The organism is Alteromonas sp. S167, from assembly GCF_036864375.1.
GTDB lineage: Bacteria > Pseudomonadota > Gammaproteobacteria > Enterobacterales > Alteromonadaceae > Alteromonas.
The window spans coordinates 236,323-256,770 of record NZ_JAZETR010000002.1; the positions used below are offsets into that span (position 1 = coordinate 236,323).

Annotated in this window: 14 protein-coding genes; 5 read left to right on the forward strand and 9 right to left on the reverse strand. The window is 43.4% G+C overall.

Going from position 1 to position 20,448, the window contains the following annotated elements; all coding sequences use genetic code 11:
- Window positions 1–3 precede the first annotated feature (3 nt).
- Window positions 4–2,298, reverse strand: coding sequence for an efflux RND transporter permease subunit (locus tag V7R35_RS04285; protein ID WP_334013471.1), 2,295 nt, complete (start codon window positions 2,296–2,298; stop codon window positions 4–6).
- Between the two features lie 260 nt (window positions 2,299–2,558).
- Here V7R35_RS04285 and V7R35_RS04290 point away from each other — a divergent pair, with 260 nt between their 5' ends.
- From V7R35_RS04290 to V7R35_RS04310, 5 genes are all read left to right on the forward strand, one after another.
- On the forward strand, window positions 2,559–4,808 hold the full coding sequence (locus V7R35_RS04290) for an acyl-CoA dehydrogenase (protein WP_334013472.1): 2,250 nt from the start codon (window positions 2,559–2,561) through the stop codon (window positions 4,806–4,808).
- A gap of 249 nt (window positions 4,809–5,057) precedes the next feature.
- Window positions 5,058–7,076, forward strand: a complete 2,019-nt coding sequence (locus V7R35_RS04295) for a putative bifunctional diguanylate cyclase/phosphodiesterase (protein WP_334013473.1) — start codon at window positions 5,058–5,060, stop codon at window positions 7,074–7,076.
- Between the two features lie 5 nt (window positions 7,077–7,081).
- The gene (locus V7R35_RS04300) at window positions 7,082–7,663 is read left to right on the forward strand and encodes a thymidine kinase (RefSeq protein WP_334013474.1); all 582 of its coding nucleotides are present in this window, start codon (window positions 7,082–7,084) and stop codon (window positions 7,661–7,663) included.
- Between the two features lie 321 nt (window positions 7,664–7,984).
- A complete protein-coding gene (locus V7R35_RS04305; protein WP_334013475.1) occupies window positions 7,985–10,888 on the forward strand; it encodes a TonB-dependent receptor in 2,904 nt (967 codons plus the stop codon).
- 116 nt (window positions 10,889–11,004) lie between these two features.
- Window positions 11,005–12,510 carry a tryptophan halogenase family protein gene (locus V7R35_RS04310; protein ID WP_334013476.1) on the forward strand — a complete coding sequence of 502 codons (1,506 nt, stop codon included), beginning with the start codon at window positions 11,005–11,007 and terminating at the stop codon, window positions 12,508–12,510.
- Window positions 12,511–12,516: 6 nt separating this feature from the next.
- Here the strand turns inward: V7R35_RS04310 and V7R35_RS04315 are convergent, their stop codons facing one another.
- From V7R35_RS04315 to V7R35_RS04350, 8 genes are all read right to left on the reverse strand, one after another.
- A complete protein-coding gene (locus V7R35_RS04315; RefSeq protein WP_334013477.1) occupies window positions 12,517–13,542 on the reverse strand; it encodes a LacI family DNA-binding transcriptional regulator in 1,026 nt (341 codons plus the stop codon).
- A gap of 212 nt (window positions 13,543–13,754) precedes the next feature.
- Window positions 13,755–14,384: a uracil phosphoribosyltransferase gene (gene upp / locus V7R35_RS04320; RefSeq protein ID WP_334013478.1), complete on the reverse strand. Its 630-nt coding sequence runs from the start codon at window positions 14,382–14,384 to the stop codon at window positions 13,755–13,757.
- 141 nt (window positions 14,385–14,525) lie between these two features.
- A complete protein-coding gene (locus tag V7R35_RS04325; protein WP_334013479.1) occupies window positions 14,526–14,747 on the reverse strand; it encodes a DNA-binding protein in 222 nt (73 codons plus the stop codon).
- 324 nt (window positions 14,748–15,071) lie between these two features.
- Window positions 15,072–17,129, reverse strand: coding sequence for a glycoside hydrolase family 97 protein (locus tag V7R35_RS04330; protein WP_334013480.1), 2,058 nt, complete (start codon window positions 17,127–17,129; stop codon window positions 15,072–15,074).
- Between the two features lie 191 nt (window positions 17,130–17,320).
- On the reverse strand, window positions 17,321–17,782 hold the full coding sequence (locus V7R35_RS04335; protein WP_334013481.1) for a hypothetical protein: 462 nt from the start codon (window positions 17,780–17,782) through the stop codon (window positions 17,321–17,323).
- A 198-nt stretch (window positions 17,783–17,980) separates the two neighbouring features.
- Window positions 17,981–18,985, reverse strand: coding sequence for a ribosome biogenesis GTPase YlqF (ylqF, locus tag V7R35_RS04340; protein WP_334013482.1), 1,005 nt, complete (start codon window positions 18,983–18,985; stop codon window positions 17,981–17,983).
- Between the two features lie 64 nt (window positions 18,986–19,049).
- Complete coding sequence (locus tag V7R35_RS04345) at window positions 19,050–19,820, reverse strand: TrmH family RNA methyltransferase (RefSeq protein WP_334013483.1); 771 nt, start codon at window positions 19,818–19,820, stop codon at window positions 19,050–19,052.
- Window positions 19,821–20,018: 198 nt separating this feature from the next.
- A complete protein-coding gene (locus V7R35_RS04350; RefSeq protein ID WP_334013484.1) occupies window positions 20,019–20,324 on the reverse strand; it encodes a hypothetical protein in 306 nt (101 codons plus the stop codon).
- Window positions 20,325–20,448: the final 124 nt, after the last annotated feature.

Here is a 20,448-nt window from a genome sequence, read left to right on the forward strand (position 1 = left end):
ATTTTAAGACTCCTTTGGGATTGTCTTATTGCTGCCAACCCACGCTAACAGCGCTGGAAGGAATATAAAATCGATAATAAGTGCTGCCACAATGATGATAATAGTCAACATGCCCATATGTGCGTTAAGCACAAAACTCGATGATGCTAAAACAGCAAAACCAAGCGCCAACACAACGGTTGTTGTGGTCAAGGCCATGCCTACCGTATCAAAAGCGTAAATAATGCTTTCCCTAGTCGACTTGTTATTAGCTTGTGCAGCCTGGTACTTCGTTAAAAAGTGTACTGTGTCATCTACAATAATGCCCATTGTCATGCTTATAACCACCGACAATGCCATATTGATCTCACCAGAAATCATGCCCCATACACCGAAACCTACGGCAGCCGGCAATAAGTTTGTCACCAAACTTATTGCACCAAGCTTTATCGACCTAAGTGCAAATAATATAAGGAAAGAAATAAGAACAAGGGCAACTATGCTTCCCCACACCATACTTTTCATATTTCTTTCGCCAATGTGCGCGAACATCAATGGAGGGCTAGCCGCCTCTACACGATACCCAGTATCACGCCCGTTAAAATAAGCTTTTGCCTCTCTCTCAAGTGCAGTAATGTCGTTACTGCCTAAGTTTTCTATAAGTGCGATGATACGTAGTGCAGACTTATCAATATCCATTTGGTTGCCTAAGTCTAGACCAAAAGGTAGCGACATTTCGTAAAGCAAAACATATTGAGAGGCAAGGTCGCCATCTTGAGGAATTTTGGCGAACGCCTCGTCGTCAAAATTCATATTTTTGTTAAGCCGCTTCAGTGTGTCGGTAAACGTAAGCACATGATTTACCTCATCTCGCGCTCTTAACCACTCAGCGAATGAATCAATTTCGTTTAAAAAATTGGGGGCTGTTATTCCATACGGTTCGTCGGTGTAAACCACAAAGTCTATTGTCGACATACCGCCAAGCTTTTGTTCGTTTATATCTACAGCCTGTCTAAAAGTACTACGTTCATCAAAGTATTTAACCGCAACGTCGTTTAGCACATTGGTGGAGGCGAATGCACTTATTGCTGCAATTACTAAAATAGAGATTAGAAGTAATTGCCTGTGCTTCGTGTAAACGAATTGCGCCCACTGATTGAAGATGACGTATTGCGTAGCATTTTTCGTTGATAGCGGTCTCAACATAAGAAGCGATGGCAAAATGGTAAGGGAGAACACGCACGCCAGCATGACACCCAACGCGGTCATGTTGCCTAGGTGCGATAACACAGGAACCGCAGAAAAGTTAAGCATCAAAAAACCAATAGCAGTGGTGACACTAGTAATAAAAATAGGTTTTCTGTTTGCTTTTACGCTGTTTTCAATGGCCTGTTGATTGGTGTTGCCCTGAGAAAGGAAATACCTCACCCCCACAATAATATGGATACAGTCAGCAACCGCTAGCGTTGTAATCATTGTGGGCGCATTAACCGTTGCCGTACTAAGGTACACACCTAACCAGCCTGTTATGCCAATGGTGATTGCCACAGAAACCATTACCACAACCATGGTAAATACCGCTGCCCATAGCGAACGCACTATGAATGCAATAGCAACAAAAATTAACCCAAACATAGCAGGGATTAATGTTTGCGCGTCTTCTTGTGCCGCCACTGCGAAAGCATCATTCATAATGACCATACCGTTAAGGTATATTTTGTGCTGCGGATACGCTTGTTCTATCTCGCGCTTGATTTCTTTTGCTGCAGTGGCAATTTGTATGACTTCCTGAGTTTGGTCACCGTCTGGAAGCTGAATCGTTGTATCGATAACCGTAACATCTTCGCTGCGAGATAACAGTCTGCCGTACACTTCTGGCGTATTTATCAATGCTTGCTGAATAAACGGTATGTTATCCAGAGTTGCTGAGTCTTTTGTTATCAAGTCTTCAACAACCAAATCGCCGTCTTCATCATAGGTGTGTTGGTAATTTGAAATTGACTCAACGCGAGTCGATAGTGGAAGCTGCCACGCCTTTTCCGTTAATTCAACCACAAGCTGCAACGTTGTGGGCTTCATTACATTGGCATCATCTGGCACCACCATAAAAGACACGTTTTCACTTTTATTAAAGATGTTTTGCATCTCTTCAAATGCCATGCGCTGTGGGTTATCAGGCTCGAAAAACACCTTATAGTCGCCCCTAAAATAGAGGTTTTGCGCGCCAATCATCGCAATACAGGTAAGCAATAGCACTAAAACAAGAGATACAAGTGGAAACTTTATACTAAATGGTGCGGCACTAGGGCTGTGACTCATCACACTATCCTTTGTTAGTCATTACCGAAATTCTACATGCAAATCAGCAATTAACATAACTCACACAGAAATTTAATCATCATAAAACCCAATACAACCGTATGAATTAACGTATTGGGGTTCAAAATTACCGAGCTAAATAGCTGTTTTAACGAAACATTAACGGTTGTTAACGTAATTTTGAGCGAATTTTTTTGATCTTTTGTGAATATGTTGTAGTATTAATTATCACAACTGGTCAGATGAGCGGATGAGTTATTATGAGTTTAAGAACTAGCTTAAAGAAAGTATTACCCCCAATTTCAGTCACAGAACAAGAAGCCCTAGATGCGGGCGACGTATGGATTGAATCTTCGATTTATCAGGGTAAGCCTGACATGCAGGCGCTACGCGATATCCCTCAGGCGAAGCTGAGCGCAGAAGAACAAGCATTTATGGACGGCCCAGTAGCTGAGCTACTGAACATGGTTGACGATTTTGAATTAGGAAATGGTAAACACATTCCTCAGGAAATTCTTGATTTCCTAGGTAAGAACCGTTTCTTCTCTATGATCATTCCAAAAAAATTCGGTGGTCTAGAGTTTAGCCCTTATGCAAACTCAACGATCGTTGCAACTATTGCAGCGAAAAGTGGCGCGATTGCGGTAACCGTAATGGTTCCTAACTCGTTAGGTCCGGGCGAGCTATTAATGCACTACGGTACTACCGACCAACAAGACTATTGGCTACCACGCCTTGCAGACGGTCGTGACATTCCATGTTTCGCACTTACTAGTCCAGAAGCGGGTTCAGACGCAGGCGCTATTCCAGATGCAGCGATTGTAACTAAAGGCGAATTCAACGGTGAAGAAGTTCTTGGTCTACGCGTAAGCTGGGACAAGCGTTACATTACACTCGCTCCAATTGCTACTGTACTTGGCCTTGCATTTAAAGTGTTCGATCCAGACCAATTACTTGGTGACAAGCTAGAGCTGGGTATCACTTGTGCCCTTCTACCTAAGTCACACCCTGGTGTTGAGCTAGGTAATCGTCACGACCCAATGGGCGTGCGTTTTTACAACGGTACAACACGCGGTCAAGACGTATTTATCCCAATGGATTTCATCATTGGTGGTCAGAAGAACATCGGTCGTGGTTGGCAGATGCTTGTAAGCTGTCTAGGTGCAGGTCGTGGTATTTCACTACCAGCAATGGGCGTTGCTACAGCGCAATCAGCGTTTAAAGGTACAGTTGAGTACTCTTTCGTACGTGAACAGTTTGGTCTTCCAATTGGTCGTTTCGAAGGTATTCAAGAAAACATTGCTGATATCGCTGGTAAAACGTTCCTTTTAGAAGCAATGCGTGTTCTTACTACAGAGGGTCTAGGTCTTGGTGTTAAGCCGTCTGTTGTTACTGCAATTGCAAAATATCACATGACTGAGCTTGGTCGTGATGTAATGAACTCTGCTATGGATATCCAAGCGGGTAAAGCAATTCAGCGCGGTCCACAAAACACGCTGGCTGGCGGCTACGCGGCACTACCAATTGCGATTACCGTAGAAGGTGCAAACATCCTAACGCGTAACCTTATGATCTTCGGTCAAGGTGCAATGCGTTGTCACCCATACCTAAAAGATATGGTTGACTTAATTCACAGCAACGAAAGTTCTGCGGACAAAGAATTCAACAAAGTACTTCGCAAAACTGTAGGCTTCAGCGTGAAGAATGCATTCCGTAGTTTCGGAAAGGCATACCTTCCATTCCTACGTGGTAGCGAGTCTGCACTTCCAGAGGTACGTAAGTACGAGAAGCGTGTGAACAGCATCTCTGCGAAACTAGCACCTCTTGCTGACTTGTCACTAGCTGTACTTGGTGGTGACTTGAAGAAAGCTGAGCTTCTATCTGCACGTTTAGGTGACGTAATGAGCTACCTATATGGTGCAATGGCTGCAATTCGTTTCTACGAGCAGCGCATTGAAGACAGAAAACTTGCACTACCGTACTTCGAATACGCAATGCAGTGGTCTTTACAACAAGCTGACCAGGCAATTGTTAACTTTATCAACAATTTCCCGAATACAGCTACGCGTGGCCTAATGCGTGTGCTAACCAACACTTACACTAATAGTGTTGCTGGCATTAGCGATGACTTAGTGCGTGAGTTGTCTCTTGCATCAATGCAGGACAACAGCGTTAAGGCGCAGCTTACTCACCTTGTTAAGGTAAGCCCGGGCGATGGTAACGACATCAACGAGCAAGCGTTTAAAGCGAAGCACGCTGTTGCGCACCTATTAGGCAAAGTGCAAAAAGCACTTCGCAAAGAGCCTGTAGTACCATTTATCTCTTTCGAGCACGCTCTTAACAAGCTGCAAGAAAAAGGCGTGGTTACTGCTGATGAAGCTGCACAGCTGCACGACTACAACGAGAAGCGTAAGCTTGCGGTACGTGTAGACGAGTACACGTTCGACTTAGAACTTGTTCCTGCTTCACAAACGCTTAAAGCGGTTGACGGTGGTCAAAGCGCGGCATAATCGCGAAACACTATCCAAAAGCCCCAGCAAATGCTGGGGCTTTTTTGTTTGTAATGAAGTTGCTGCACTCGACACTTTCATTTCAGCTGGCTGTATACAAATTAATATCGACAAGCACAAAATATATACACTTTCTTATAAAACGTCTGCTATGCTTAAAAACCAGCTACACTTAAACCCTTAATAAACAAGCTTAAATATGCTTTATATCACTGAACAGAGACGATAAGAAAAAGGTTAGTTAAACACTTGAAACTCGATGAGCACGCAGTCTCTGCGGAAGATGTAAAACGTGCCACAGTAGGAATGTTAGTAGGCAACAGTTTTGTGGGCCTTATTATGACATTGCTTGCATTCAGTGGCCTAGTGTTCTTCTTTGATAACCAGTTCGAACAAGTCAACACGCTCAAACGTCAATTCTGGCTTGCAATGGTCGTGGTTTGCAGTTTGCGCTTTACCGATTCCTTTTATTGGAAGTATTCCCTGTCTCATACTACTTATAACCCTTCACCTGTCTTTATACGTTTTTCATTGGGCCTTTACGTAACAGGGACCATTTGGGCGCTTTATGCAATCACGCTTCACCCCACTATGGGAACGGTGGAACTAGCGGCGTCAATGGTTGTACTAGCTGCAATGTCAGGCGGTGCCGGTACCGTTTTATCCCCCAGTATAGTTTTGGTGTCTTTTTACAGCACAGCCTTATTACTGCCTATGTCTATTTGTGCGTTAATTGACGACAACAAGCAGTTTTTCATTTTAGGCGTGCTAGGTTTTGTTTTCTGGGCTGGAATTTTCATCAGCGCATTTCGTTATAACCGCTTTTTTCTGCAGACAGTGCAAGTCAAAGCTAAGTATTCTAAGTTGCGAGAACAAATAGAGCACGAACGAATAGCTACAGAAAAAGTAAATAGGCTGCTTATTGAAACCAACGAAAAACTTGATGCTTCCAATGCTAACCTTGAGAATGAAGTTAAAAAACGTACTGCAGATATATTCAGATTATCCAATCGAGATGCGCTTACAAATTTATTAAACCGCAATGGTTTTTTAGAACATTTAAATAGCCTGCTCGATACTTCAAACACTGTTCACAACTCACTTGCCATAGTGTTCATAGATTTAGATGGATTTAAACAAGTAAACGATAGTTTAGGCCATAAGGTAGGAGATATTGTTTTGGCTGAAATTGCAGCCAGACTTCAAAAATACAGCGAAAAAAACCACCTAGCGCGCTGGGGAGGCGATGAGTTTCTTGCGGTAATACCCTATGCAACTGTAGATACCGCTAAAGCAGTAGCACATGCTATGCGTAGCAGCGTGACCGTGCCTATTATTGCCAGCGACAATCAGATAACGCTAGATGCCACCATAGGCATTGCAATGTATCCAGAACACGGTGAAACAGCGGTTGACCTCATTCAACAGGCCGACTTGACCATGTACGAGCAAAAGCGAAAGCAGCGAGGTTCGGTGGGCGTGTTTAGCGGGGCCCTTCACGAAGAGATTAAACGTGAGCAACATCTATGTGAACGCTTGAGAAGTGCGATTAGTAACGGTGAGTTAACGGTTTATTATCAACCAATTATAGACGTAAATTCAGATAAAGTAGCGTCGGTAGAAGCATTATTGCGATGGCAATGTGATGATGAGTTAGTTTCGCCTGTTATTTTTATACCTCTTGCCGAAAAAAGCGGTTTGATGCCTGAAATTGGCGCCTGGGTGTTAAACCGTGCATTAATTGACTTGTCGCATTGGCACTTTACGTCTCACCTTCGTTTATCTGTCAACGTTTCGATTGCACAATTAATCGATGACAACTTTTTAAAAATCCTCGATAGCGCACTTGAAGGATGCCAATTAGATGTTAGGCGTTTATGTCTCGAGATTACTGAAAGTGTGTTTGCAAACAATGCAGAACTCGTCACCAATCGCCTCAGCCAGCTTAAAGACCGTAATATCAAAGTGTCGATAGACGACTTTGGAACTGGTTACTCATCTCTTCATAGACTGCAATCAGTGCCATTCGATTTTATAAAAATAGATCGATCTTTTGTACAGAATACCTCGGAAGAGAGTGATACTATTATACGCGCTACGCTTTTGATGGCCCGTGAATTTGGCTGCAAAACTATTGCTGAGGGTATAGAGACAGAAGCCCAACGTGAGCATCTTGCAGCGCTTGGAACTGACTACCTGCAAGGTTTTTACTACGCCAAACCCATGAGTGCCAGTAACTTTATCACTTGGTATAACGAAAACTATTAATCGCCATGGCTCAACTATATTTCTACTATTCCGCAATGAATGCGGGAAAATCGACGTCTTTACTTCAATCAGCTTATAACTATCGCGAACGCGGTATGCATTCGATTATTTACACCGCGGCACTCGATGACAGGTATGGCGTAGGCAAAGTGACATCGAGGATTGGATTACAGGCCGACGCAAAGCTTTATGCAAAAGGCGACGACTTGTTTGAATCGATTAGCAGCGATTGCAAAGACAAAAAGCTAGACTGTGTTTTTATTGACGAGGCACAATTTTTAACTAAAGAGCAGGTGCGTCAGTTAGTTGATGTTGTAGACGAGTTACGAATTCCGGTGCTTGCCTACGGATTGCGGACTGACTTTCTTGGTGAAACCTTTGAGGGCAGTCACTATTTGTTAGCTTGGGCCGATAAACTGTCTGAATTAAAAACAGTATGCCATTGTGGTCGTAAAGCGAGCTTTGTTGTTAGGCGAGATGAAAATAGCAATGCGGTGACTAATGGCGATCAAGTTCAAATCGGTGGGAATGATACCTACGAGTCATTGTGCCGAAAACACTTCAAAGAATTGGTTTGGGATAGATAAATATAAACATCCTGCGTGATGCACGGTCCGTCTTCTCTCTTCGTGCATCACACCATCTCCTTTTTCTTTAAAATCACCATTCTTCATTTGTTTTACCTTACAACTCTTAACAACCTTCCCTCCAGGTGCATACTACTCTTTCACCCAAATTAAATTGATTAAGCAAGGCAGCCAACAACCAAAACAAACACCTTACAGGTTATACTAAAGATAAACTTAAACAATTAAGAAAGTGCTTGCCAAATTGTAAAATCCACTCTATTGTTAACCTGATGTAAAAAAACAAACTTTGTTTAACACACATTCGGCAAGGTACACATAATGAAGCATACTGGAACATTTAAACCCGCTTTAATAGCGCTATCTATTACCACCGCTCTTCACGGACAAATGGCATTAGCACAAGAGACACCAGACAACGAAGAACTTGAAGTTATTCAGGTCTCTGGTATTCGCGGCTCTTTAATGAGAGCTCAAGCCGTTAAAATGGACAATGACTCAATTGTAGAAGCACTTTCTGCTGAAGACATTGGTAAACTACCCGATGCATCTATTGCAGAATCGTTAGCGCGCCTACCTGGTCTGTCGGGCGAACGCGTAGGTGGCCGTACATCAGGTATCTCTGTACGTGGCTTTAAAGAAGACTTTACTGGTACTTCATTAAACGGTCGTGAGCTTATCGGTATTGGTGACAACCGTGGCGTAGAATACGATTTGTATCCAGCAGAAATTATGACGGGTGCAACTATTTATAAAACGGCTGACGCATCACTTGTGGTACAAGGCTTAGGTGGTACGGTTGATTTACAAACTGTGCGTCCGTTGGCGGCACAAGAAACGCTCACATTTACCGGCGTTTACGAGATGGGTGGTAACGATTCAGATAACCCTGAATTCGACAACACTGGTAACCGATTCGCGCTTTCTTTCGTTGAAAAATTTGCCGACGATACAATCGGTCTTGCTGTGGCATTAGCATCAACAGAATCACCGCGTAACGAAAGAAAATATGGTGTATGGGGCTACGGCGAAAACGATGATGGTCAAATTTTGCCGTTCGGTCTTGATACACAAGCTATCAGCCGTGTTCTAGAACGCGATACAGTTTCTGCTATTTTCCAGTGGCGTCCTACTGACAATTTAGACATTGTCGTCGACGTGCTTGATATTGATTACTCTGATTCAGGCGTAATCCGTGGATTCATCGAACCCTTTGCAGCCGCAAACGTTACTGGTACCGGAGTTAACAACTCGGGGACGCAAATTAACGCTAACCCAGTGCTTCGTACTGACCCTGCACAAAAAGACGGTGAACTACAAACATTCGGTCTAAACATTAAATACGATGTGAACGACAACTGGTCTGTAATGGTGGATGTAGCAAACAGCGAGTCGAAAAAGCGTGACTTGCGCGGTGAATCATATGCTGGCCTAGCTCGTTCTGGTGCGCTAGGTGCTGATGAACTTGGTTCACGCGAATTCCAAATGAGCGAGGATGGAATTTTCTTCACCGATAGCACTGGCTTAGACGCGTTCTCTGACCCTGCACTACTACAACTTGCTGGACCTCAAGTGTGGGGTGGCGGTATGGCGAATATTGCCGATCAGTTTGCTACTAACGAACTACAGGCAAACGGCGAACCATACAGCTACTTCAACGCGCAGGACGGTTTCTTGAACTTTGCAGACTTCGAGGAAGAGCTAACTACAGCACGATTCGAAGTAAAAGGTTTTGTTGACTGGAGTATCTTTAACACCTTCACAGCAGGTGTAAACTACAGTGACCGATTCAAAGCTAAAGACAATAAAGGCTTCTTTGCTACCGCTTCGTCTTACCCTTTCTCTGAATCAATCCCGACGCAGTATTTATACAACGGTTTGGCTGACCTTACATGGGCAGGCCTCGGTCGCGTTGTGGCTTATGATGGTTTTGCTCCATACAACGACGGTGAATACACGCTAAACGATGCCGGCCTTCTTGAGCCTGATCGTCTAGGTGACACTTACACAATAGACGAAGAAGTTATTACGCTTTACGCTCAGCTTGACTTTGAAACTGAAGTAGGTGGCTTTCCAGTAAAAGGTAATGTTGGTGCTCAATACGTAGACACAGACCAAAGTTCTTCTGGTTTTATTGGTATCGTGGGTGACAACTTCGCTGTATGTGATGATGACGGTAACCAAGTTGTTGATGCCGATTGTATCATTACTGAGGGCGACTCTTACTCACACTTCTTACCAAGTTTAAACGTAAGCATGGAACTTGATGAGAATCGCTATTTGCGCGTTGCTGCGTCTAAGACTATTAGCCGCGCTCGAATTGACCAAATGAAGGCTTCTGGTTTTGTTAAGTTCGACCAAAACATTGAGCTAATTGCAACACCAAATACGCAAGAAGCTGTGCGTAATTTTGGTTCACCATGGTCTAAGTTCACAGGTAACCCTACTCTTCGTCCACTTGAAGCGAATAACTTTGATATCTCGTTCGAAAACTACTTTGAAGACGAAGGTTATGTGTCGGTGGCATTGTTCTATAAAGACCTTGTTAACTGGACCCGTGACGGCAACCAGCTAATCGACTTCACTAATGACCCAACGAATGGCGGTGCGAATTATTTCATCCCTGGGTTCCACGACCGTGTAATTGATGTTGACGGAAACTATGGCCCTGCAGATACACCTTATCAAGCAGGCGACTTAGTAACACCACCTGATTTTGGCTTCTACTCGTTCTTCGAAGATGGCCTTGAAGGTAGTATGAAGGGTATTGAGCTTACTGCGAACATCCCTCTTCGCATGGCATCTGATATGCTAGACGGTTTCGGTATTGCGGCGTCTGCCACAATTCTTGATGCCGAACTAGAAGACGGTACAAAAATACCGGGTCAGTCAGACAATACGTATAGCGTAACGGCTTACTACGAAATGAATGGTTTTGAAATTAGGGTTGCAGCAACAGACCGCTCTGAATTCTTGACTTATCAGCGTGGTGGCTCGAATAAAATCGACGCAGCGACACGTAGTGCAGTTACACAGGTTGACGCGCAAATCAGTTACGACTTTGCAGAAAGCGGCATTGAATACTTAGAAGGTCTTCGTATTGCGCTACAAGGTCAAAACTTAACTGACGAGAAGGAAGAGACAATTGATGGCAACGGCATTGTGACGCTTCGTCGCGAGTTTGGCCCGTCTTACATGCTAAACCTTAACTACTCATTCTACTAAAAACCCAAAAACAAGGCTGCTCATCAGAGCAGCCTTACTTCTACAGCTTCTGTTTTGCCGCAAGGCATTCAACGACCTACGTCCACATGTAAATTTTATAACAAGCAGAGTGCGACATGAATCAACCGCTTAGAATTGTAATTGCCGGTGGCGGTACTGCCGGATGGATGGCTGCAAACTTACTTGCGCATCGTTTCGCTACAATACCTATTGATATAACGTTAATTGAATCAAAAGATATTGGCACTATAGGTGTTGGCGAGGGTTCTACTCCAACGCTTAAACGCTTTTTTCAAACTCTGGATATAGCTGAGCATCAGTGGATGCCAGCATGCCACGCAACCTATAAAGTGAACATTAAATTCAATGGATGGAGTGGCGATGACAATGCATCGTATTCACATCCGTTTTTTAGTCAGCTAGACGTACACAGTGAGCGCTCATTCTATGTTAATGCGCTGACAAGACGGTTAGGCCTTGATGTTGAAACAACGCCTGACAGGTTCTTTATGGGAGGATATTTAGCCAAAAAGAACTTGGCGCCAATTCCATCGCATAACTTCCCTTTTGCTATTGAATATGGATATCACTTTGACTCGCACAAACTCAGCGAATTTTTAAAACAGCACGCCAAGCGACTAGGCGTAGAGCATATCGAAGGCGACATTGCTTCAGTAGGCACCTCTGTATCAGGCGCAATAAGCCACCTAACATGTAAAGACGGCCAAGTATTGAAAGGCGATTTTTTCATCGACTGCACTGGCTTTAGCAGCTTGCTTTTACAAAAAACGTTGAACGTACCGTTCACGTCTTTCAGCAATAACCTTTTCAACGACTCAGCTGTTGTGCTTGCTACACCCGCTATCGATCACATGCCTGTTGAGACTGAATCTAGCACCATGTCGAATGGCTGGTGTTGGCAAATTCCGCTTCGTAATCGCACCGGTAATGGCTATGTATATAGCCAACAATATCAAGATAAAGACAAAGCAGAATACGAGCTGCGCAATAAGTTAAACTTATTAGATAGCGATGTTGAAGCGCGTCACCTAACTATGCGTGTTGGGCAATGCGAACAACACTGGGTGAAAAACTGCCTTGCCGTTGGTTTATCTCAGGGTTTTATTGAGCCCCTTGAAGCTACTGCTTTACACCTTGTACAAATTACCATTGAACAATTTGCTACGTATTACGCGAAAGGCAATTATACAGAGAAGTATCAGCAACACTTTAATAGCGCTATGACCGAGCGCTTTGAGCGCATACGCGATTACATTGTGTGCCACTACAAGCTTAATGGCAGAACTGACAGTCAGTATTGGACGGATAACAGAGAAAACATGCAGCTATCAGAGTCATTATTAAGCCTGCTTGATGTGTGGTATCGCAAGGGTGATATTGTTCAAGAGATTAAGCGGCAAGACATCGGTAAACACTTTAGTGCAGCCTCTTGGCACTGCTTATTAGCTGGTTATCGTGTGTTTCCAGAAATCGCCCAACATCAACCCGCTTCACTGGAAGAGCAAGGAGACTTGTTTGAAGAAAACAAGCTGAGCACCTTTTTTAATCGATGCTCATTAAACTTTGAGAAACAAAAAACATTGTTTACTTCCGCGGTATAGCTGGCGCTATACCGTTTCACCTCTACGCATTTCAAACGGTAATATTGTTTTCCCACTTACCGCTTGAAGTAGTACCAGAGCAGCATTCTCTCCTTTCGCAGCACTCGACTGACAAACAGTTGTTAAAGTAGGGCGAGTTCTCTGCGATTCTTCAATACCATCAAATCCTGTAATACGGAGCTCTTCAGGTACTTTTATGCCCATGTCTAACGCAAGATGGAGCAGCTCTAAAGCAATAATGTCACTCATGCACAGCACGACATTAGGGCGAGGCGAGCTAGTCAGTAGTTCTTTTGCTGCTTGACGCGCAAAGCTACGCTCACTTTCAGGTAAGTGCCAAATACGCTCTCGACTCACATTCACATTTTTCGCTTTGGCGGCACGAAGGTAGCCGTCAAGACGACGATGCGAAATAGAGCTTTCAACACCAATTAAAGGGTTATCATAAATTCGACATGTCGAAGGTGAGTCGATAAGGCGCAGACCAAAAATAGCCAAATTATCGCCTTCATTTAACGCGTGATCGGCCACCTCAAAGGCTGCTTCCTCATTATCAATATTAATTGAGGGCTTGTCATCAATATCAAAATCAACGGTAACTATAGGCTTTGGTGTTACGGCAAGCTCGTCTACCAGCATTGCATTTCGCGGCGCACCGTAACATATAAACCCATCAACGAAATCAACAACATCTAAAATGCTTTTTGAATCGCCCGGGTATAATAGTAGGTGCTTCCCTTCTTTTTGCAGCGCTCCAGACACGCCTTTAATAAATGTGCTGGCGACGGGGTCGCTTACCATATACGAAATACTGTCAGCGAGTACTAGCGCCACAATGTTTGATTTACCTTTTCGTAAAATCTGTGCCGCTTTGTTAGGCCCGCTGTAGCCAATTTTCTTACACTGCGACAATATTTCTTCGCGCTTTGAAGCAGATAGCTGATCAGGACGGTTGAAGGCGTTTGATATAGTGGCTGTTGAAACGCCCAATTGCAGAGCGACATCTTTAAGGGTTAATTTTGTTTTTTTCATTATTATGAGCTCTTTGCGTGAAGCAGGCTTCTTGTTCACTAGACAGTAATTACCTAGAGCACGTAAATTCAGCGTTTGCTGGGTTTACGTGCTAGATAAAACAAGCTCGATTATAATAACATTAACTTAAACGTTTAACTCATGCTTTTTAGTGTACATAAGTATAAGAATTAAAATTTAAGTATTTTATTTTTTTGGACAAGTTGGGTTAGTTATCGCGTGCCGAAGATTTTATCACCCGCATCGCCTAGCCCAGGCAAGATATAACCTTTATCGTTTAAACGCTCATCAATAGCAGCCGTGAATATATCCACATCGGGATGCGCTTCCACAACGGCGTCAATTCCCTCTGGTGCAGCTACAAGAAAAAGCCCCATAATTTTGGTACAGCCTTTCTTTTTAAGAAGGTCGATGGTGGCAATTAACGTGCCCCCAGTGGCTAACATCGGGTCGACGATAAGGGCCGTACGCTCGTCTATGTTCTTAACCACCTTGTCGAAATAGGCAACCGGTTGAAGTGTTTCTTCGTCACGATACAACCCTACTACGCTTATCTTTGCATTGGGAATCAAGTTCAACACACCGTCGAGCATACCTAAGCCAGCCCGAAGAATTGGCACTATGGTTATTTTCTTACCTTTAATTTGTTTAACTTCAACGTTTTCACCAGACCAGCTTTTTATCGTAGCGCGTTCAGTTGGGAGCGTACGCGTGGCCTCGTAAGTTAGCAAATTACCCACTTCAGAGGCCAACTCGCGAAAGTCTTTGCTGCTAATTTTCGCGTATCGCATCAAACCAATTTTGTGTGCAATTAACGGATGAGTAATTTCGTGAACGGCCATGTTAAGCTCCTAAACAGTGGTTCAGGCACAGTGTCTGTGCAAAGTATTGGCAAAGAATCAGCATAGTCTAGCGCACAAACGCCTTTCAAAAAACGCTAACCGCTGCTGATTTGACAACTTATAGCTAAGCCCCGCGCTTTGTTACCCAACCTGAAGAGTAGCCCCGTCTGGCATGGTTACTTCAATTTTCATGTTACCACCTACTGCACTTAAGTATGCGGCAGCACGCTGCAGAGATACATCTTGAATACGTTTCGACTCTAGCTTACTGACGCCCGATGCCGTTACCGAAAGTGCCATTGCCACTACTTCCTGTTTAACTCTGTGTTGTTTTCTAATGTCGCCTAACGTTAATTCTTTCATTGTTTCTTTTCCGAAGAATTCGGGCATAAAAAAGCCCAGATGGTGTAAACCTTCTGGGCTTTTGCAAAACGTTATTACCGTGATGCCCAGAAGCGACTATTTGCTCCTGAACACTCGTGGTCAGGCGCAATCAGTAATTAAATTTATTAAAGTACCAATAAGTTGAAACGTTTCGCATGATAATTCTCTTTTTTACAATGATGTGTTAAACAGTTTTTTCGCCAAATGTGAGGATGAAAAAGCACTTAGCGCTGAATTCTTATCCTTTACCATACCACCACAATTGGCAATAGCAATCACTTTCCAAAACGGAAAGTAGCATTTTTATAGCTTTTTAAATCTAATAGCTGCGCCGCCGGAAGGTGCCAAGTCTAGCTTTATCACATCTATTGAACTCACTGTTTTTCTCGTGATCTCAATGGCGTAAGGGTTGTTTTCCCAATGAGCGTCTTTCGCATCGACATAAACCTGTGCCTCGTACTCTTCATCACTATCAAGGAAGTCGAGAGACACGTTCAGCGTTCGAGCTTTTTCATCTGTTACTGCACCAAAGAACCAATCATCACCGCTATAGTCTTTGTGTTTTCGCGATTTTCTCGCTATCGCAATAAAATCGCCAACTTCGCCCTGAAGTGCTTTCGTTTCTGACCAGTCTGTAGGCACGTCCTTGATAAACTGAAAGGCATCGGGTTTCGCAAGGTAGTTTTCGGGAAGATCAGCAGCCATTTGTATTGGGCTATACAGCACAACGTACTGGGCGAGCTGTTTAGCCAACGTGGTTCTTGGCCTCATGTTGTCTCCCTTGCCCCACTCTTTTCCACCATCATTAATGCGAACATAGTCGAAATTAAAAATACCAGGGGTGAAGTCCATTGGACCTGCCAACATTCGTGTAAAAGCTAGCATTGGAATATGCTCAGGCGGATTAGGCGCTGCCCAGCCTGAATTATATTCTTGCCCTCTGGCACTTTCTCTTGAAATCCAGTTTGGATAGGTTCTGCGTAAACCAGTGTCTTTAACCGACTCATGGGTGTTAATAGATAACTTATATTTAGCAGCGGTGGCTACGTTATGGATGAAGTGATTTACAACGCGTTGGCTGTCGGTAAACTCATAGCGCATATTACCATTATTATCTTTTACTTTAAGATTTTGCCCGTGGGCAACATAGCCTGTTTTAATTTGCGATACACCTAGACTTTCATACAGCGCAAATCCATCCCCCATTTGCGCTTCATAATTAGTGATACCACCCGAGGTCTCGTGATGACCTATAAGCTTAACGCCTTTTTCTTTGCCATAATCAGTCACTTTTTTTAGGTCAAAGTCTGGGTAACTTTGAGTGAAAGAAAAAAGTTCCGAATTGGCAATCCAATCGCCATCCCATCCTTTATTCCACCCCTCGACCAACACACCATCAAACCCATGCTCAGCAGCAAAATCCATGTAGGCCATTGTGCGCTCTGTAGTAGCACCGTGCTTTTCTCCAGAACCCCAGGTAAATTTATCGATATGCATGCCCCACCAAATACCAATGTATTTACCAGGCTCTACCCAACTCACATCTCCCAGCTTATTCGGCTCGTTTAGGTTCAACGCAATGTAAGAGTTCACTAAATCTACCGCTTCTTCACCAATGGTTATGGTTCGCCATGGCGTTTTGAATGGGCCAACCTTCCTTACTAAAGCACCGTCGTGACTTGGCGCAAGAGAAGCACTGAATCGTCCGAGTTCTTGTTTATCTAAACTCATACCAGCAAAATCCACCAATGCGGCTTCGTGAATGGCAACGTGCAGCCCACCATCATATTTTACAGTAAATGGCGTATGCGCTTTGTATACTTCTTGTAGCGGTGTTGTGCGATAAAGGTATTCGTAACGTTCTCTGCCGTGGGCGGGTATCCAGTAAGCTGTCGCTTTGTGCGAGTCAACAAAATTGAACTCCGTAAGTTCTCTTGTAATTGTGCGTTCATTATTACCGTGGACGATATAGCGAAAACCGATGCCATCATCGAATACGCGTGCCTGAACTGAAAACATATTTTCTTTGTTGTGCAGGTGCGAAAAAGCAACTATCAGCTCGTTATGGTGATCTCTGATGTTGGTTTGTTCACCCCATGGTTGAGCCCACACAACATCGACAGAATTACGACTTTTTTCAGTTAACGTAAAATCTCGATACATTGGTGCTGCGGTAGCAAATGTAAAGCCTAACTTGCTGCTCCCCAAAACCACTTTTTCATTGTACTCAACGCGGTATTGAGCAATGTTTCCACTGTCGCTAAATACCAGTTTTAGTTTTTTATTTGGTGAAAGTACACTCACTTCAGCGGCTGAAACGGTTAAAGAAAACCAAAAAATAACAAACACAAAAAAGCGCATAGTAAACCTTACAAATGTAAACAAAATGTAAGTATCAATGAACATCGTTTAATTGCAAGCACTTTCTAAATCGATTAAGAAAAAGTGTAAAAAAACGCAGAGGGAATACTATGTTGCACTCAACCTCTGCGGGAACGGGACAAAAGAAACAGGAATTGTTTCCTCAGGCATGTCCAGTGCCTAAGCCTTTACTACAAAGAAGCGACGCTTTGCCAACTGCCTTGTATAAATTTGACCTTCTTGTCTTGATGGCAGAACACGGGGATTTTCCACGTTGCGTCATTTTCTTGTTGAAGACGACTGTCTGGCCACGTATATGAAGGCTGTGAGGATAGCTTCACCCACTTACGGTCTGAGGTGTAGGGTTTTCTTGCTAATTCCTTCCAGCCTTTACTTTCTGTGTTTACCTCTACGCCATTAGGACTAAATCGAAACATGGGGGCATCTTCATCATCCAAAATAACCATGTAATGATCGCCCGCGTATTTCATGTGAATGGCACTTTCCACGCCGGGTTTCACAAGCGCTCTCATGTCAGCTATAGGTGCCGTTTTATTATCCACCGTCACCAATGTTCTTTTCTTCGGTGGCGTTAACGATTTAAACGAGCCAAAGTAATTGTTGAGTGATGTACTCCACGACATTACTCTCATACTTCACCTACATACACATGTTCGACATTTCACCGGTAACCTTAATGGCCTTTGATACAGACGGTACCAAGTTTCCTTCAGCGTCACATGAGTTCACAAACAGCATGTAAACCTAACGATCGTTAGATGTAATTGGATGCAACTTTTTTATATTTTTTTAATACTTTTAAAATCATAGATTTATCAATATTTCGAAAACTATCTACGATTTTTTTTCATCCGGCGACTTTGCTCTTGGCGCTTTTCTTCTCGTTTTTCTTTACGATCTTTTTTGTCGGGTGTTAATGAGCCAGTTTTAAACTTTGCTTTACGCTTAGCCTTTGCTTCTGCTTTTTTGGCGGCCGCTAACACCATTTCTTCTTTTTCTTTTTCCAGCATTTCAGGCGTTTCAAGCGTAATTCGCCCCAACTTACCCGACTGCAACTCCTTTAACAAAATCTCGCAAATTTTGTGTAGATTTACACGGCCACCGGCTTGAATAGCACCGCGCTGTTTAGCCGCAGCTTCTAAGAACTCAATCTCAGTATCAGGAAGGTGCTCAAGCTTATAACGCTCTTGCATCACTTCTGGGTAGGCTTTTATTAGGTAATCAGCAGCGAAAAAGCCAACATCATCGTATTCCATAGCCGTGTTTTTCACCGCGCCTGATGATGCTAAACGGTAAATAGAGTGAGGGTTTTCCAGCTTCGGCCACAGTACTCCCGGCGTATCGAACAAAATAATACCGCTGCCCAGGTTTATACGCTGCTGGCTTTTTGTTACCGCGGGCTCATTACCAGTTTTGGCGATGGTACGCTCGGCTAGTATATTAATAAGCGTTGACTTACCCACATTAGGAATACCTGTAATCATGGCCTTTATGGCCTTAGGCTGGGCGTCTTTCGTTGAGCAAATCGAACGAATTAGCTGCATTATTTGCTTGCTGTTACCCGGGTTATCGCTAGACGTTGTGATGGTTTTTACGCCACGTTCTTTTTCTAAACTCTCTTGCCATCTTGCCGTTATCTCAGGGTCGGCAAGGTCGTATTTATTAAGAATTTTAATGCAGGGCTTATCGCCACGAATTTTCGCAATTTCTGGGTTTTCACTTGAATAAGGAATACGCGCATCCAGCACTTCAATAAGAATATCTACCTGACTAAGCGACTCTTTAATCTCTTTCAGGGCTTTGTGCATGTGCCCTGGAAACCATTGTAATGCCATGGTTGCTTCCTGTTATTGCGTAATTAATGGGTAGATTGAATGAAAGTGAAAGCGTTAAAGGTTTCTAGCGAGATAACTCATAAGCGCAAATATTCACTGCACTGGCTAGATTCAACGAGTCTATTTTACCACTTCCGTTTATGGTGAATGCGTCGGCGTTTAGTGTACTAATTGTATTTGATGGTACACCCCGAGCTTCGTTGCCAAACAAATAACACTCATAATCAGCAAACTTACTGTCACCAATTCGCGTGCCTTGCATGTCTAAATACGCAAATTTGCTAAATCGGGTATTAAGCGTTTCAAGCGGTACATTTAATTCCATGTTTACATGGAAAATAGCGCCCATACTGGCGCGAACCACTTTCGAATTAAATGGGTCTACGCTGTTAGGGCTTAGCAGAAGTGTGAAGTTGCCAAACCACGCTAGCGTTCTTAAGATAGTACCTAAATTGCCCGGATCTTGTACTTCATATAAGTACACGTATCTTGTGCTTTTTTTTGCCTCTCTTGCCAGTGGATTTCCTGCAAAAGCTAAAGGTACTCTAGCAATAATTCCCTGCGGCGATGGCGTATCGCTAAGCTGCTGCATTTGCTGCTCAGTCACTACTTCTAGTTTATAGTGTTTATCAACAGTACCAAAATGCGAGGTAACCCACTCACGATAACTTTCAGTGGCGTAAAGCGTAATACCGCTGGCATTTGGTGCTTCAGCAGATGCTTGTTTTAGCACGTTTAATAACTCTAAAACTAAGTGCTCACCTTCCACCAAATAGAACCCAAACTGCGCTCTATATTTTTTTTGATGGAGTTTTTTCACATCACTTAGTTTCATTTATGCCAACCTTTCAAGAAATTCGCCGCAAGTTTAAGCCAACTGACGTAAAACTCAAGCATACCCAGTAAATTGAGGGTGTTAAAACATGACTATTGAGGGCAAAAAAATAAACAGCTAAAACACGCGTCCGTGTTTTAGCTTAATGGCTACAGCACATAGAAAAACTAGCACTTCCTATACTGATATGAAGATGAATTAGGCATCTACCAACATACCCAGCTTATTCCAGCGGCGTCGGCTCTCGGAAAGAGGCATACATACGCTTGCCTCCTCACAAACACTTGAGCATAGCTTGGCTTTCCCACCGGCTTCCTCAAGCTCGTTAATAAAAGCGGTGGCGTATGCTTCGCTTACACCTTGTAACAGGGTAAATACTTGTGCCGTTTCAATATCATTGGCAATTGCTGTCACTTGCTTTAAATCAACCGGTAATACTGTGCGCAAAACACGTAGTACCTTTACTGAGGTAATGTTGTCTCCATACACCTTCACATCAACCATAATTTACTCACCAATAGTAGTTACAACTTGTAAAGCAACGTTACTAGAATTGCCTTGAGAAAAAGAGCTTCCAGAAATATAGCCACCAGCGCCAGCTAAGCTAAGACCGGTTAGCCTCAACACG